Origin of the sequence: Archangium violaceum, assembly GCF_016859125.1 — a bacterium.
In the GTDB taxonomy this organism is placed as follows: Bacteria; Myxococcota; Myxococcia; order Myxococcales; family Myxococcaceae; genus Archangium; species Archangium violaceum_A.
Genome location: NZ_CP069338.1, coordinates 10,125,849 through 10,141,260, shown reverse-complemented (window position 1 = coordinate 10,141,260; position 15,412 = coordinate 10,125,849). Strand labels below are relative to the sequence as shown.

Annotated in this window: 14 protein-coding genes; 7 read left to right on the top strand and 7 right to left on the bottom strand. The window is 69.1% G+C overall.

Annotated features, from left to right (window positions below; genetic code table 11):
• Positions 1–8: 8 nt before the first annotated feature.
• Positions 9–854, bottom strand: coding sequence for an MBL fold metallo-hydrolase (locus JQX13_RS42825; RefSeq protein ID WP_203405172.1), 846 nt, complete (start codon positions 852–854; stop codon positions 9–11).
• A gap of 279 nt (positions 855–1,133) precedes the next feature.
• On the opposite strand from JQX13_RS42825, the gene JQX13_RS42820 reads away from it, so the two are divergent.
• From JQX13_RS42820 to JQX13_RS42800, 5 genes are all read left to right on the top strand, one after another.
• Entirely contained in the window at positions 1,134–1,721 is a 588-nt protein-coding gene (locus JQX13_RS42820; RefSeq protein ID WP_203405171.1) for a hypothetical protein, read from the top strand.
• Positions 1,718–2,773, top strand: a complete 1,056-nt coding sequence (locus JQX13_RS42815) for an SPFH domain-containing protein (RefSeq protein WP_203405170.1) — start codon at positions 1,718–1,720, stop codon at positions 2,771–2,773. The genes JQX13_RS42820 and JQX13_RS42815 overlap by 4 nt, the downstream gene beginning before the upstream one ends.
• Positions 2,774–2,777: 4 nt before the next feature.
• Positions 2,778–3,836, top strand: coding sequence for an SPFH domain-containing protein (locus tag JQX13_RS42810; RefSeq protein ID WP_203405169.1), 1,059 nt, complete (start codon positions 2,778–2,780; stop codon positions 3,834–3,836).
• 61 nt (positions 3,837–3,897) lie between these two features.
• Entirely contained in the window at positions 3,898–4,974 is a 1,077-nt protein-coding gene (locus JQX13_RS42805) for a TIR domain-containing protein (RefSeq protein ID WP_203405168.1), read from the top strand.
• A 112-nt stretch (positions 4,975–5,086) separates the two neighbouring features.
• Entirely contained in the window at positions 5,087–6,574 is a 1,488-nt protein-coding gene (locus tag JQX13_RS42800; protein ID WP_239014197.1) for a DUF1570 domain-containing protein, read from the top strand.
• A gap of 15 nt (positions 6,575–6,589) precedes the next feature.
• Here JQX13_RS42800 and JQX13_RS42795 read toward each other — a convergent pair whose 3' ends face one another.
• The 3 genes from JQX13_RS42795 to JQX13_RS42785 are packed head-to-tail and all read right to left on the bottom strand — an operon-like array spanning position 6,590 to position 9,068.
• Positions 6,590–7,603: an MlaD family protein gene (locus JQX13_RS42795; protein WP_203405167.1), complete on the bottom strand. Its 1,014-nt coding sequence runs from the start codon at positions 7,601–7,603 to the stop codon at positions 6,590–6,592.
• Positions 7,596–8,318 (bottom strand): ATP-binding cassette domain-containing protein, encoded by a 723-nt coding sequence (locus JQX13_RS42790; protein WP_203405166.1) that lies wholly within the window; start codon positions 8,316–8,318, stop codon positions 7,596–7,598. Before JQX13_RS42790 ends, JQX13_RS42795 begins: the two co-directional genes overlap by 8 nt.
• A gap of 6 nt (positions 8,319–8,324) precedes the next feature.
• Positions 8,325–9,068 (bottom strand): MlaE family ABC transporter permease, encoded by a 744-nt coding sequence (locus JQX13_RS42785; protein ID WP_203405165.1) that lies wholly within the window; start codon positions 9,066–9,068, stop codon positions 8,325–8,327.
• 206 nt (positions 9,069–9,274) lie between these two features.
• Here JQX13_RS42785 and JQX13_RS42780 point away from each other — a divergent pair, with 206 nt between their 5' ends.
• Positions 9,275–10,441: a phage capsid protein gene (locus JQX13_RS42780; protein ID WP_203405164.1), complete on the top strand. Its 1,167-nt coding sequence runs from the start codon at positions 9,275–9,277 to the stop codon at positions 10,439–10,441.
• Positions 10,442–10,462: 21 nt separating this feature from the next.
• On the opposite strand, the gene JQX13_RS42775 is transcribed toward JQX13_RS42780, so the two are convergent.
• Genes JQX13_RS42775 through JQX13_RS42765 form a run of 3 tightly spaced genes read right to left on the bottom strand, consistent with a single transcriptional unit; the run spans position 10,463 to position 13,875 of the window.
• Positions 10,463–11,239 carry an MlaE family ABC transporter permease gene (locus tag JQX13_RS42775; protein ID WP_203405163.1) on the bottom strand — a complete coding sequence of 259 codons (777 nt, stop codon included), beginning with the start codon at positions 11,237–11,239 and terminating at the stop codon, positions 10,463–10,465.
• The gene (locus JQX13_RS42770; RefSeq protein WP_203405162.1) at positions 11,236–11,934 is read right to left on the bottom strand and encodes an ABC transporter ATP-binding protein; all 699 of its coding nucleotides are present in this window, start codon (positions 11,932–11,934) and stop codon (positions 11,236–11,238) included. The genes JQX13_RS42775 and JQX13_RS42770 overlap by 4 nt, the downstream gene beginning before the upstream one ends.
• Before the next feature lie 12 nt (positions 11,935–11,946).
• Positions 11,947–13,875 (bottom strand): putative metal-binding motif-containing protein, encoded by a 1,929-nt coding sequence (locus JQX13_RS42765; protein ID WP_203405161.1) that lies wholly within the window; start codon positions 13,873–13,875, stop codon positions 11,947–11,949.
• A 175-nt stretch (positions 13,876–14,050) separates the two neighbouring features.
• Here JQX13_RS42765 and JQX13_RS42760 point away from each other — a divergent pair, with 175 nt between their 5' ends.
• Positions 14,051–15,403 carry a TolC family protein gene (locus JQX13_RS42760; RefSeq protein ID WP_203405160.1) on the top strand — a complete coding sequence of 451 codons (1,353 nt, stop codon included), beginning with the start codon at positions 14,051–14,053 and terminating at the stop codon, positions 15,401–15,403.
• Positions 15,404–15,412: the final 9 nt, after the last annotated feature.

Sequence of the window (15,412 nt, the reverse complement as noted above, 5' to 3'; positions counted from 1 at the left end):
CCTCCCCATCACGCGCAGGCGGCACCGAGTACGATCCGCTTGCCCTCGCGCGCCGGCTCGGTGGCGGCGAAGTGGTTGCGAGCCTCCTCGGCCATGTTCTCCACCATGTCGTCGTTGTGCGCGGGATCGTGGTGGAACAGGAACAGCCGCCGCGCGTTCACCGCCGAGGCCACCTGCGCCGCATCCACCATGGTGGAGTGCCCCCATCCCTTCTTCGGGATGCCCTTCTTCCCGGTGTACTCGTCCGGGGTGTACTGCGCATCCAGGCACAGCGCGTCCGCCCCCTCCATCAGTCGCGCCACGCGGGGCTCCAACGTGGCCACGGAGATCTCCATGTCCGTGGCGTAGACGAACGAGTGGCCATCCGCCTCCACGCGGTAGGCCAGGCACCCCTGAGGATGCGGCGCGTCGAAGGGCGTCACCCGGAAGGGGCCCACCTCCACCGTCCGCCCGTGTAGCGCCGACTCGAACGTCATCCGCGAGCGCATGGTGGACAGCGGCACCGGGAAGTTCGGGGGTTCCATCTGCCGCGCGAGCACCGACCGCAGCGCCTGGGCCCCGTCCGGCCCCGGGCCATACAGCGTCAGCTCCGTCGTGGGCAGGTAGCCCGGCGTGAAGAAGGGGTAGCCCTGCACGTGATCCCAGTGCAGGTGCGAGAAGAAGAGCGTGGCCTTCCGCGGCTCGCCCTCGCGCATCATCGCCTCGCCCAGCGCGCGGATGCCCGTGCCGGCGTCCAGGATGAGCCGGTGCCCCTGGCTCGTCACCTCCACGCACGAGGTGTTGCCCCCGATCCGCGCCGCGTGCGCTCCCGACACCGCGATGCTCCCCCTCACTCCGTAGAAACGCACTTCCATGGCCGCTCCTCCTCGAAGGCTGGGGCGGTCCAGGTCGGGTCCGCCCTTCATGCCCCAGCGGTAAAGCAAGGACGTTGCCAACGCCAAATGGCCGGATTCGCTGGGATTCCGGGACGATAGAGGCGGTCGGCTGCCCCATTCCGGCGCACAGGGATGGAGCGCCCGGTCCGATCCGGATCGCCCGGGAGCGCGTGGAGTGGCCGGGCATTGTGGGGGAATGGGCGCACATGGAAGACTCGGCGCGCCGCCATCGCCGCGGCATGGAGGGGGAATCCCAGCGTGTATCCCGATCGTTTCCGGCTGCCCCAGGTCACCGAGCATGTTCTGGCGTGGCTCGAGCGGCGCCGGCCCGGTTTCGGAGAGTGGGACGCGGAGGTCGAGGCCCAGCTGTCGGCCGAGGCGCGGCTGGCCCTGGCCGACGTGTCCCGGCGCTTCGCCGAGGTGGCGGAGGATCCCGGTTATTGGGAGCGCCTGGCACACGGCATCTTCACGGTGGCGCTGCCGCGTTACTTCCAGCTGGCCCGCGAGCACCACGCGCTGCAGCGCCGCAAGTACGGCCTGTGGCGCGGGGGAGATCTGATCTCGCGTGCGGTCTACACGGGAGCGGGCATCGTCGTGGCGGTGGTGATCGCGCTGTCGCGGGTGCCGAACTGGCTCGAGCCGCTGCCGCTGGCATTCGTCCTCTTCGGCCCCTTCCTGCCGGACATGCAGGAGTCCTTCTACGAGCGCCGCTACCGGCGGCAGCTCGCCACGCTGGTGCGGGAGATGGGCGTGGAGCAGCAGCAGCTCGAGACCTACCGGCCGCTGGACGAGTCCGTCCCGCCGGCGCTCGAGTCCACTTCGAGGAATTCCAAGGAGAAGGTATGAGCAAGACGAGAGAGCGGATCCTCGCGGCCCTGAAGCAGCCGCGGACACGGGCGCTCTGGCCGGTCGGTGTGGCGCTCTTCGCGGGCCTCTTCGCGTACAACGCGTGCACCGTCTACGTGCGGCCGTACGAGATGGGGGTGAAGCAGGTCATCCTCGGAGGGGAGAAGGGCATCCGGGAGACGGTGTACGGGCCGGGCCTGCACTGGGTGACGCCGGGGGCGGAGCGGATGCACCTGTTCCCCGCGGATCTGCAGGTGCTGGAGATGGCGGACAACCCCGCCGAGGTGGGCGAGGGCGCGGATCACCGCGTGGTGCGAGCCATCAAGATCCAGACGTCCGAGGGCTACACCGTGTCGGCGGACGTCACGGTGCTCTACCGCATCGAGAACCCCTACAAGGTGATCACGCAGATCGGACCGGGGCGGCTGTACGAGGACTCGGCGGTGATTCCGCGCGCGGAGCAGGTGCTGCGGCGGACGCTGGGCGTGCTGGACTCGGACGACTTCTACAAGGGCGACCAGCGCGACAAGGCGATGGAGCAGGCGCAGAAGCTGCTGGTCACGGAGCTGGAGCCCCGGGGCATCCAGGTGACGCACGTGCTGCTGCGCCAGTACCGGTACGACACGCGCTACCAGCAGGCCATCGAGCAGCGGAAGATCCAGGACCAGTCGGTCTTCAAGAACATGGCGGAGGCCGCGGCGGCGCAGGCCGAGGCGGAGAAGAACCGGATCATCGCCGAGGGCCAAGCCACGGTGCAGGTGGAGCTGTCGCGCGGAGACGCGGAGGTGGCCAAGCTGCGCTCGGAGGCGGAGCTGTACCGGCGCACCAAGGCGGCCGAGGGCGATCTGGTGGTGAAGCTGGCCCGGGCCAAGGGGATCGAACTGGAGAACGTGGCGCTGCGTGGCTCGGGCAGCGAGAACATGGTGGGCCTGAAGATGGCGGACGTGCTCGGGGGCACGCAGGTCATCGTGGTGCCCACGGACGGGGAGGGTGGGGTGAACCCGTTGGATTTGAACGCGGCGCTCAAGCGCTTCGACGTGAAGGGGATGTGAAGCCATGAAGCGCATGGACTTGCGGATGCTGGGGCTGTTCGTGGTGCTGGCGTTGTCAGTGGTGCAGGGGTGCGCGTGCCACTCGACGGACGCGAACGAGGTGGGCGTGCTCACGCGGAAGTTCACGCTGGTGGGCTCGCGGGGCGTGCAGCCGGAGACGTACGCGCCGGGCGCGACGCACTTCTTCTTCCCGCCGTTCTCCACGGACTGGACCACCTTCGAGACGAAGCTGCAGAACCTGCGGATGCGTGCGAAGGCCGAGAACGAGAAGGGCCGCACGGACGACATCGAGTTCAAGACGGTGGACGGCAACGACATCGCCGTGGACGTGACGGTGGCGTGGCGGATCGATCCCTCGAAGGCGCCGCACCTGGTGCAGAAGGTGGCGCGCTCCACTCAGGACGTGGAGAACCGGCTGGTGAGGCCGGCGACGCGGGCACTGGTGCGCGACGCGCTGAACGTGCTGCGCTCGGAGGACTTCTACACGGCGGACAAGCGCTTCGCGGCGGCGGAGAACGCGCGCAAGCTGCTGGAGGACGCGCTCAAGCCCGAGGGCGTCATCGTGGAGCAGGTGATCCTGCAGGAGCACCGCTTCAACCCCGAGTACGAGAAGGTCATCCGCGAGAAGAAGCTGGCGGAGCAGATGGCGGAGAAGCTGCGCTCGGAGGCGCAGGCGGCGGCGGAGGAGTCCAAGCGGAACCTGGAGTCGGCCAAGGGCACGGTGTCGCAGAAGATCGCCCAGGCGATGGGCGAGCTGGAGCAGACGAAGCTGGCGGCGGACGCGGAGCTGGTGCGCGCCACCAACGAGGCGACGGCGATCCTCAAGGAGGCCGAGGCGAAGTCGAAGGGCATCGCCAAGGAGAATGAAGCGCTGGCGGGAGCGGGTGGCCGGACGATGGTGAAGCTGCGGATCGCCGAGGCGTTGCAAGGCAAGCAGATCATCTTCATCCCCAGCGGGCGCAGCGGGGCCACGCTCCAGACGATGGACATGAACCAGATCCTCACCCAGTACTCGGCGGCCAAGGTCACGCAGAACGCGAGCGCGGCGAACAGCGGACAGTGACTCTTACGTCTGCAGCACCGATTCGAAGCCATTCGTCAACTGAGGAAAACTGGGAACGTCAATGTCCAAGCCACGCATATTTATTGGATCCTCGGTGGAAGGACTGCCTATTGCTGAGTCCATTCAGCTAGGGCTGGATTACGATGCTGAATGCACGATCTGGTCTCAAGGCGTGTTCGGTTTGTCCGGAGGTACGCTCGAGAGCCTCTCGCGTGCAGTGGAGGAGTTTGATTTCGCGGTGTTGGTGCTGACGCCGGACGATCTCGTTCAGAAGAGAGGGAAAACCAGGAGCAGCCCGCGAGATAATGTTCTCTTCGAGCTGGGTCTTTTCATGGGAGCGCTTGGACGAGAGCGCACATACATCGTCTACTGCCGGGATGTGCCCATCGACCTGCCGACCGATCTGGCTGGAGTGACGGTCGCGTCTTTTGGAAAGAGAACCGACAACAACCTGCACGCCGCTCTTGGGTCCGTCTGTACTCAAATCAAGTCAGCTATTCAGAATGTGCAGCGCAGTACGCCCGCTGCTCATGCGAATTTGACGTCGGAGTCGGGGGAGCGGCTCTCCGCTGAGATTGCTGTTCTAAAGAAGGAGCTTGCAGCCCAGGCGGAGAGTATGCGCCAGATTTTGAGATCTTTGACTTCTGGAAAAGGGAGCGCGGGGGCGGCTGAAAAAGGATATTTCGGTCGCGATGCCGAGAGTCTCGATTTTATGCAAGGCGCATGGAGGGAGTTGGAGTCGGGGACGGTTGGTTATGCGCGGATTGTCAATGGCGAGATGAGGTATGTCTATTCTTTTGGTGGGATTCTCGATGCGGCAACAGGCGAGTATTATAATTTCCGACTGGTTGGGCAGTCCCTGTTGGGGCGCTTTAGATGGTTTGATGGTTCATTTGAAGGGTACACCTATCTCAAGATTGTAACGAAAGATCGATTCGAGGGGGGGTGGTGGATTTCTGATGATGAGCCTGAGCGCGCCTTGAAGCGTCTTCCTCATGAAAAGAACATGACTTCCTCTCAATGGGTTCGGGATGTCGGTGTGGCTAGGTTTCCGGATTGGGCGGAGGAGTATTTTGCGCGAATTGAAAGTCAGCAAAGGGGTCGAAAGAACGTGGGCGCGGCGAACAGCGGGCAGTGAGCTGGAGCCGAAATGACGAGCGTCGTGCCCTTCCTCCGGCCTCAATGCGTGTGTGCAGCGACATTGACGTGTCGGCTCTACCGCGCCCCCCAGTCGTAGCAGAACTCAGCGTATGAATCCTGTTCATGGTGTGTTGTTGGTGGTCATGATCTTCGGAGTGGGGTGTGCGGGGATGCGGGCGACGTGTCCCGCGGAGGGCGGTCATCCCTGGCGTGAGGTGAGGTCGACGCACTTCCGTGTGCAGACGAACCTGAATGCCGAAGCCGCGGAGAAGACGGCCCTGGAGCTGGAGAAGTTCCGGCGTGCCCTGCTGCTCGCCTGGGACAACGAGTTCGACCCGCCGGGCGAGGTCGAGGCCATCATCCTGCGCAGCCCCGATCAGCTCGAGGAGTTCACGGATGCCAAGATCGCCGGCTTCGCGGGCAGGGGGGAGAACGGCCCGCTGTTGGTCATGAGCGGGGACAGCTTCCTGATGGGCGAATCGTCCGCGGACCAGCGAATCCAGGCGCACGAGCTGGCTCACTACCTCAGCAGCTTCGTGCTGCTGCGCCAGCCCCGGTGGATCGCAGAGGGATTCGCCTCCTACCTCGAAACCCTCTACTTCAAGGGCGCCTCGGCGGAGGTCATCCTCGGCAGGCCCGACCGGTGGAAGCTCGGCTACGTGCGGGAACACGGCTGGTTGGGCCTGGAGGATCTCTGGGCCTGGCGGGCCATCAACGGCATGAGTGAGATCGAGCTGACGCGCTACTACGCGTCCTCCTGGCTGTGGGTGCATTACCTGATGAACGTGCACGGGGAGCAGTTCGCGGACTTCCAGGGGCGGCTCGCGCGCGCCGAGGAGCCACGCCGGGCCTTCGAGGCGTCCTTCCAGGGCGTGAAGGATCTCTCGGGGGGCCTGCGGACCTATGTCGATACCGGCCGCTACTCCATTCTCACCATCCTGCTGCCCGAGGTGCCCTCGAAGGTGGAGACGCGGGAGCTCGACGGCGCGGAGGTGCATGCCATTCGCGCGCGGCTGCACTTGATGGCCCCGGGGTCCGCGACGCAGGAGCAGCGCCGACAGCATTCCGCGCAGGAGATCGCCCAGGCGCTCCGCGAGGATCCGACGAATGTCAGCGCCGTCTTCCTCCAGGCGATGCTCAGCGAAGACGCGTCCCAGAGGCTCGCGCTCGCGCGGGAGCTGGTGAAGGCACGGCCCGACAGTGGGAAGGCGTGGGCGATGTTGGGGGACGCACTCAGACAGTCGGGCGGTCCGGCGGAGGAGCAGGAGCAGGCATTGCGGCGCGCGGTGGAGCTCCAGCCCCAGAACGCGACCGTGCTCAACAACCTCGCCTGGTTCTACGTGGGCTCGGAGAACCCTCAGAAGGCTTTCGAGCTGGCGAAGCGGGCCGTCGCGCTGGCGCCCGCGGATGCGTCCATCCTCGATACCTACGCGGCGGTGCTCTTCCAGTCCGGCAACTGTCCCGACAGTCTCCGGCTCCAGCGGCGTGCCCTGGACGTGTTGCACGAGAGCACGCCGGAGTCGCAGCGGCGGATCCTCCAGGACAGGCTCGACAAGTACGAGCGGGCCTGTCAGCAGTCGTCGAGCCAGAAGCCCTGAGTGCCCCTGGAGTCCTCAGTCCTTCCAGAGCACCTTCCACGGGTGCTTGCGCAGGTCGGACAGGAGGCTACGCAGATCCTCGTAGACCTGTTTGTCCTTCTGCAACGCGCCCACCGTGCCCTCTCCAGCCTCGATGCGCGTGAGCAGCCGGTCCGCTCGCGCGGCCATCTGGTCGAGCTTCTCGCCCGCCGCCGTGTAGTGCTCCAGCGCCAGCTTCAGCCGTTCGCCATCCTTCGCGTCGAGCCCGGCCGTCATCATTGACAAGCCATTGAGCGTCTTCGCCGCCGAGCCGGAGATGCCGGGTAGCTCCCGCTTCATCAGCGCCGCCGTCTCCGCCGCGTCGCCCAGCAACTGCGCCCCCTTGCCTCCGGGCTGCAGGGTCTCCCGCGCGAGCTTCGCCAGGGCCCGCAGGTCCTTCGACGCCGCGGTCAGCTCCGCCGTCAGCGTCTTCAGGTCTCCCCGGTTCTCGTTCAGCACGCCGTCCAGCGTTCCCGTCAGCCGTGACACGTTGCTCGCCAGTGTCTGGAGCCCCTGCGGATCCTCCGCGAGCGCGCCGCTCGCCACGTCCAGGAAGGCGGAGAGCTGTTGCGCCACCAGGTCCAGCCGCGGTGCATCCGTGCCTCGCAGCGCGCCGCCTGCGGGGAGGGGAGGGGCGGACGCGGAGCCCGGGTTCAGCTCCAGGTAGGGCTCGCCCAGCGGCCCCACCGTGGCCACCGTCACCCGCGTGTCCTCCCGCAGCGCCGCCAGCGCCTCGGGCTTCACCGACAGCCCCATCCGGACTGGCAGCGGCTGGCCCCGCGTGTCCCTCCGGTCCGGCTCCAGGTGGATCTCCTCCACCCGGCCCACCACCACGCCGCCCAGCTTCACCGGCGCGCCCTTCACCACGTTGCCCGTGTGGCTGAAGTCCACCGAGAGCACCGTGTCGCGGCCCACCCGAAGCTCGCCCATCAGCCACAGCAGCCCGAGCACCCCCGCCAGCGCCACGAGCACGAGCCCGCCCACCTTCATCTCCAAGCGACGCTCATCCATCCGATGCGGCCTCCAGAAAGGGCGCCGTCAGGGCCCGCAGCTCCGGCTCGGAGGATGCCAGGAACGCCTCGGGTGTGCCCAGGAAGGCGCAGCGCCCCCCGCCCACCACCAGCACCTTGTCCGCCAGCCTCCTCAGCAGCCGGTAGTCGTGGGACACCACCAGTGCGCCCAGCCCTCTCGCCTTCAGCGAGGCGAGCACCTCCTCCACCTGCGCCGCCGCTCTTCGATCCAGGCCCGTGGTGGGCTCGTCCAGCAACAGGTACTCCGGCCGCAGCGCCAGCGCCCGGGCGATGGCCGCCCGCTTCTTCGCCCCGGGTCCCAACTCGGTGGGCAGCCGCTCGGCCACCGCTTCCAATCCCACCTGTGCCAGCGCCTCGTGCACCGCGTCCGGTGAGAGACCCGGAGCCGCCATCGCCACGTTCTCCCGCAGCGTCCGCCAGTCGAGCAGCGCCGGGCCCTGCACCAGGTAGGGCGCACGCCGACGCAGGGGACGCAGGGCCCGCTCGGGCAGCGTGTCCACCCGCGCGCCGAAGAGCTCCACCCGGCCCGCCTCCGGCCGCAGCAGTCCCACCGCCAACCGGCACAACACGCTCTTGCCCGCACCGCTCGCCCCGGCCACGAAGGTCAGCTCGTGCGTGGACAGGTCCGCGCTCAGCCCCGCCAGCACCCGCCGGCCGGACTCGAAGGTCACCTCCACCTCCGAGAAGCGCAGCATCCCCGCTCACACCCCCATCGCCTGGAAGCCGAGCGCGACCACGAAGTCGATCAGCAGGCAGCCGAAGCACGCCGCCACCACCCCGCGCGTGGTGGCCTCGCCCACGGCCTCGGCGCCTCCGCGCGCGGACAGGCCCGCCACCGCCGCGGCCAGGGGAATGTAGAGGCCGCAACCCGCTCCCTTCGCGAGCCCCGCCAGCAGATCCCACCCGTCCACGTACCGCGCGTCCATGAAGGCCGTCCCGTCCACCCCGAACACCCAGCTCGCCGTGGCCACCGCCGACAGCGTCGCCGCCATCGTTCCCACCACGCACAAGAGCGGCACCCCCAGCAGCCCCGCCACCACCCTCGGCGCCACCAGGTCCGCGTACGGGTCTCCCGCCGACATCTCCAGCGCCTCCACCTGCTCGTTCACGCTCATGGTGGACAGCTCGGCGCTGTGGCTCGCCCCCGCGCGCGCCGCCGCGAGCAGCGCCGACACCACCGGGCCGAACTCGCGCACCAGCAGCTCGAAGTAGGGCGGGCCCACCACCGGCAGGTTCCCCGTCACCTTGCGTGCCTGGCTGTCCGCGAACGTCACCAGCACCGCCCCGAAGAAGGCCATGCCCGACGCCACCAGCCACGTGCTGCGCGCGCCCAGCTCATGCAACTGGTTCACGCACTCGCGCCAGGACAGCCCGTCGCGCACGCTCGCCCTCACCGCGCGCGCGAGCATCAACGTCGGGGCTCCGAGGAAGGCGAGGAGGTTCATGGGGGCGCTGGGATGCTACCAGCCATGCGCAACCCCTCGGAAGCACGGTGCCGATGGGGCTGGCTGGCTCCGTCTCCTCGCCGTCTCCCCGGCCTGGGAAGAGCTTTTTTCTTGGGACGGCGGAGGGCAGGGGCCGTCCTTTCCCTGGAACCGCCAGCGGTCCATTCGTCTCCTCGGCCCCCGCGGCGACCCAGAAGGCAGGCATCATGAACCAGAGACTTGGAGCAGTGGCTGCGTCCCTCCTCTTCACCGCGTTCCTCTCCGCGTGCGGCTCCGACGGGGACGCTGGTGGCGCCCACGAACCCGCCGTACGGAGCGAAGAAGCACTGACGGGGGCGGGCTGGACCGTCCTCCAGGCAAGCGGTCCAGCGCCCATCCGCAGCATCGTCCGCCGCTCCGACGGGTGGCTGATCGGCCCGCGCAGCTCTGGACACGAGATCGAGGTCTGGGCCAGTAGCAACGAGGGCGCGAGCTGGTTCCGCCACGGCTCCGTGGCCAAGAACGCGGCCGTCGATTTCGGCGATGTGACGATGCTCCGCATCCCCGGCACGGCCACCATCTTCTGTGCCTTCCGCGAGCATGCCAACGGGCAGTTCCGCGTCACCGTCACCCGGAGCGACAACGACGGCAACAGCTGGGTCTACGACAGCACCGTCGTGGGACCCGTCTCCCGCTTCGTCGGCGCGCCGTTCCTCTTCCTCCGGGCCAACGGCGACCTCCAGGTCTATTACGACTCCGAGGAGCTGGCCGCGGCCAGGGGCTATCCCGGCCACCAGTGGATCGCGATGCAGGGCCGCAACGGGAGGACCGGCCCCTGGACCGCGTACGGCGTCGTCACTGTCTCGCGGGAGAAGGCGGCTGGAGCACTGTCCCGCGAGGGAATGCCCACCGTCGTGCGGCTCGGCGGAGATCGCCTCATGGTGGTCGCCGAGGGCGTCGAGCCCTTCCCGACGGGTGGAGTCCGCGCCAACGTCATTCATTCCACCCAGTCGTGGGACGGCGGGAGGACCTGGGACGACTCGATGCGCCGAACCGTCTACCAGTCGCGAATCCATTCGGGCACCGGGCGGCGCTACAACGCCTACGCGCCCTACGCCATCCGGGTGGGCAATGGTCCCGTGGGCGTCGCCTTCTGCACCGACGAGGACAAGACCACGGCGCCCGATCTCTCGAGCACGTCCCCGGCGCAACGGCAGTGCCACGTCGGGTACGTCAGCACGACCACGAACTTCGAGACCTGGTCGGGCACGAGCGCGATCTGGACCGGCAGCACCCAGAACTACACGCCAGGCCTCTTCGAGCGGAGCTCGAATAACGTCATCGTGACCATCGATGCGTTCTCCGGAAACCAGCGCGTGATGCGCAGGCCGTGAGCTCACGCGGGCCAGGGGGGCTCAGCTCAGCCACATCGCCAGCGTGGTGGTGAGCACGAAGTCCAACAGGAAGATGGCCGCGCACCCCATCACCACCGCGCCCGCCGCCGCCTGGCCCACCGCCCTCGCGCCTCCCCGGGCCCTCAGTCCCACCGCCGTCGACACCAGCGCGATCGCCAGCCCGAAGGCGCTCGCCTTCACCACGCCGCCCAGGATGTCCGTCACGTGCAGCATGTGCTCGAAGCTGTCGAAGAAGGCCCGCACCGGCAGCCCCATGGTGAAGAAGGCCGCCATCGATTCGAAGAGCACCGCCACCAGGAAGGTGAGGGCGGACAGGGCCGACACGCTCGCCGTCATCGCCACCACGCGCGGGGCCACCAGCACCGCGAAGGGATCCAACCCGATGCCCCGCAGGCCCTCGAGCTGCCCGCCCACCTGCATCGTCGCCAGCTCCGCCGCGTTGCGCGCACCCAGCCGCGCCGCCATCACCAATCCCAGCAGCAGCGGGCCGAACTCCCACAGCACCGCGTAGCCCGCCGCCCACCCGAGCACCCCTCGCGCCCCGAAGCGCTGCACGTACAGCGACGTCTGCACCACCACCGTCGCCCCCGTCAGCGCCCCCGTCGCCAGCGCCAGCGGCAGCGAGCCCCAGCCGAACTCCTCCAGCCCTCGCAGCAACTCGCGGCGCTCCATCCGCGCCAGCGCCAGCACCGTCCTCGCCAGCACCAGCGCCAGCGCTCCCACGGCCCGCACCGCGCCCAGCGTCTCCTGTCCGACCCAGGCCAGCGCCGCGCTCATGCGAGCGCCTCGTCCGTCAGCGTCTCCACCTCCGGAGCCGGGGGGCCGTCGTACAGCAGCGCTCCGTCCCGCAGGTACAGCCAGCGCGCGAGCGGCAGCTCCGGGGGCACATCGGGCGCGGCGACGATCAGCGAGCCGCTCCCGGCCACCTCCAGCAGCACCCGCGCCACCTGCCGCGCCGTGCCCGGATCCAACCCCGCGAAGGGGTCATCCGCCAGCAGCACCGAGGGCCTCGCCGCCAGCGCCCGCGCGATGCCGGCCCGCTTGCGCATGCCTCCGGACAGCCGCTCGGGCAGGGCGTCCGCCGCTTCCGTGAGGCCCACCGCGCGCAGCACCTCGTCCGCGCGTGCCTCCGCCTCCTCGCGGGGCACTCGCCGGCGCTCCAGCGGCAGCAGCACGTTCTGGCGCACCGTCAGCGAGTCGAAGAGGGCATCCGTCTGGAACACCATGCCGAACGCCGCCTGCCGCGCGCGCTTCTCCGTGGGCGCCATCCGGGCCACGTCCTCGCCATTCCAGAGCACCTGCCCACTGGACGGTGTCACCAGCCCCGCGAGCGCCTTGAACAGCGTCGTCTTGCCCGCGCCCGAGTGTCCCAGCATGAGCACGCGGCTGCCGGGCGGAAGCGTGCAGCTCGAGTTCCGGAGGACGGGCCTCTCGCCTCGTAGCACCGACAGCCTGTCCGCGCGCAGCTCCATGTCACTCCGGGCTCAAGGGGAGCTCCAGCGCACCAGCGTGCCGCCCTCTCCGGCGGCCCACTGCTCCTGGGGCGCGATCGCATCCAGCGACAGGAGCGCCTGGGCCTGGGGGGCGGGCTCGCTCCAGTTCGAGCCATCGAACTGGTGGAGGTACGTGCCGCCCTTGTTGGAGAGGACGAGCACGACGGTGGGGTGGAAGGCGACCACGTCCAGCAGATCCGGCGCCGCCGCGTCATCGGGGGCCGGCAGCTTCCGCCAGGAGCCGTCGTGTCGCTCGAGCACCAGGCCCCGATCACCCACCGCGTAGGCCAGTCCGCCACCGACTCCGAACACGCCCTGGAGAGAGCCCGTGCCCACGTCTCCCGGCAGGCTCTCGCGCACCCAGCGCCCCGAGTCCGTGTCGAGCCGGAAGATCCGTGGCAGGACCTGATCGGGCCGGTAGTCCTCGGCGCCCACGGCGAACAGTGAGTCCGGGCCCTGACCGTGAATGCTCCGCAGCTTCGCCGCCACCTGCTCCATCACCACCGGAGGGGTGGGCGTCACCGGTGCGTCCGTCCACTCCCAGCGCAGCACATGGCCACCGCTCGTCACCGCGTACACCGTGGTGACGCCGTTCCGCTCGAAGCCCACCATGCCGGTGATGACGCTCGTCATGCCCTCGGCGGAGGTCGTGGCGCACTCCGCTCCCGATGCGCTGGTGGTGGTGGCGATCTTCCCCCGCGTCGAGCCGAGGAAGACACGCCCGTCGCTCGGCCTCGCCCAGGCCGCCTTCCAGTCGTCGTCCGCGCCGCAGGCGGAGATGTCCGTGACCGCGGAGCCGCTCACGTGCGCGAGCCGGCCCCCGGCGCCCGCGAGCCAGGCACTACCCGTCGTGTAGGTCGTCACCGCCTCCCAGGCCGAGCCACCGCCGACGGTCCGCGCCGTCCAGTCCTGGGTGAGGCAGGCATCCTCGTCCACGCTGCCATCGCAGTCGTTGTCCAGCCGATCGCACTCCTCTGAACCGCCGATGAAGCGCGAGGTGTCATCGCAGTCGTCCGAGGTGGGCTTCGAGCCGGGAGGCCCCTCGCAGTAGAAGGTCGCGAACGAGCCGGCGCGCCCATCTCCGTCCGTGTCCACGTACCACGTCGTCGGAGACTCGGAACTGGAGCACCGCACCCCGAAGCCATCCGCCGAGCACACCCGGACGCCCGAGCAGCCGAACTCCGTCTTGCACGCGGAGCCCAACAGGAAGTCCTCGTCCGCCGTGCCGTCGCAGTCCTGGTCCCGCCCGTCACAGAGCAACTCGGCCTGTCCCGGGTGGACGGTGGCGTCCGTGTCGTCGCAATCCCCGGCCTCCATCACCCTGCCCGCGGGCGCCACGCAGGCCCGCACCACCGGGCGTGTGGCGTCGCCGTAACCATCCCCGTCCGCGTCCACGTAGTAGCCGCGTGGGTCCGTGGCGTCGCTCTCGTCACCGGAGCAGTTGCTGTCCTTGCCGTCGCACGTCTCCGGGGCTCCGGGGTACACGGTGGCATCCGTGTCGTCGCAGTCCGTGCCCCTCCCGGGCGCCAGCGCCGAGACGAAGCCGTCTCCGTCCAGATCCTCCGCGCGCAGGTCCAGGTACACCACCGTGGAACCCTTCTCGGGAACCTGGATCCGCTGCGTGCTCGTGGCCACCTCCGGCCCCGTGCACGAGGCCTCGTGCGCGCTCGCCGTCACCCGCAGGTCGCGGCTCCAGTCCGACTTGCGGAACACCGCCACCGTTTTGCTGTCGCTGTGCCGGTCTTCCACTGTGAGTTGCTGCGTTTCGGAGTGGCTCGGGTCCGCCGCGTCCACGGCCGTCACGGTGAGACACCCGGGACGGAAGGTCGCGTAGAAGATCTCCACGCGCACGGCGCCCGCGTCCGCGCTTCGACAACCCGCCATCACCCACATTCCCATCAACAGCAGGAATAAACGCATCGCTCGATCATTCCCGGGCGCGCCGCGCCCGACGTGAAAAGTCTCCGTCCGTTTCCCAGTTAGCCCGATGTGCGATGCAGCGTCCAGACAGGCGGGTTCCCATGGCCGTGCCTGGCTGGGTCCTATATATGAGCCAGCCGTCCTCCCCCCGGATCGCCATCCCTCCCGCTCGACCATGCACCTGATCCGCTCCGCCGTTGTCGTCTCCGTGTGTGCCTGGCTGGCTCTATGTGTGCCCGATGCGCGCGCGCAGGAGCAGCAGCCCGCGTCCGGGCCGGGGCAGCCCACGCAGGAGCCACTGACGCTGGAGCGCGCGGTGTCGCTCGCGAGTGAGCGCAACGAGACCACGCTGTCGGCCCAGGCCCGCGCCGAGGCGGCCGAGGCCCGCGTGGCCCAGGCTCGCGCCTTCTTCTTTCCGAGGCTCGTCGTCAACGGCGGCTACACCCGCCGCCCCCAGGAGTCGACGCGGCAGGTGGGAGATCAGACGGTGGTGCTCCAGCGCTTCAATGCCCTGGGCGGCAATGCCATCGCCAGCATCACCCTCTTCGATGCGCGCGGCTTTCCGCTCTACCAGGCGGCGAAGCGGGACAGCGAGGCCACGGCACTGGATGCCAGGGAGGTGCGCCGTCAGGTGGCCTTCCAGGCGGCCACGGCCTTCCTCTCCACGCTGGGCCTGCAGCAGGTGGCCGAGGCCGCCGAGCGCCGGCTCGCCTACGCCCGGCAGTCGCTCGAGGAGGCCCGGGCCCGGGCCCAGGCGGGACTGGCCAGCACCAATGACGTGACGCGCGCGGAACTGGACGTGGCCACCGCGGAGGCGGAGCTGGTTGACGCGGTGGGTCAGGCCGAGACGAGCCGCCTGCAGCTGGGCTACCTGCTGGTGGTGCCCGAGGTGGGAGCATTGGCCCCGCCCGAGACGCTGCTCGGCGAGGCCTCGCGTCCCGTGGACTCCTTCGCGGGGCTGGCCGACAAGGCCCTGGAGCGCCGCCCGGACATCCTCTCCGCGAAGCTGAGGGTGGAGCAGCAGCGGGCCCTCGCGCGCGAGCCCCTCGCCCGGCTATTCCCCTCGCTGACGGCCTCCGCGCAGGGCAGCGTCACCAACGAGTCGGGCCTGAACGGCCAGACCTTCAATGGCTTCCTGGGGTTGGATCTCACCTGGACCCTCTTCGATGGCGGGGCGCGTTACGCCGAGCGCCGTGAGCGGCTGGCCCTGACGCGGGCCCTGGACCTGGACACGGCGGCGAGGGTCCGGGGGGTGGACGTATCCGTGGAGCGCGCGCACGTGTCGCTGCGCACCGCCCAGGCCGCCCTGAGCCGCAGCCAGGTGGCCATGGAGGCCGCCCGCCAGAACGCCGAGGAGACGACCATCCTGTACCGTCAGGGGCTCGCCTCGTCCCTGGCATTGAGTGATGCGCAGGTGAGGCAGTTCGAGGCCGAGGTGTCGCTCGCCCAGGCTCACTATGCATTGGGAACCGCTCTGCTGGAGCTGCGGTCCGCCGTGGGTCTCGATCCGCTGGGGAAGGAGCCGTAAGTGAAGATC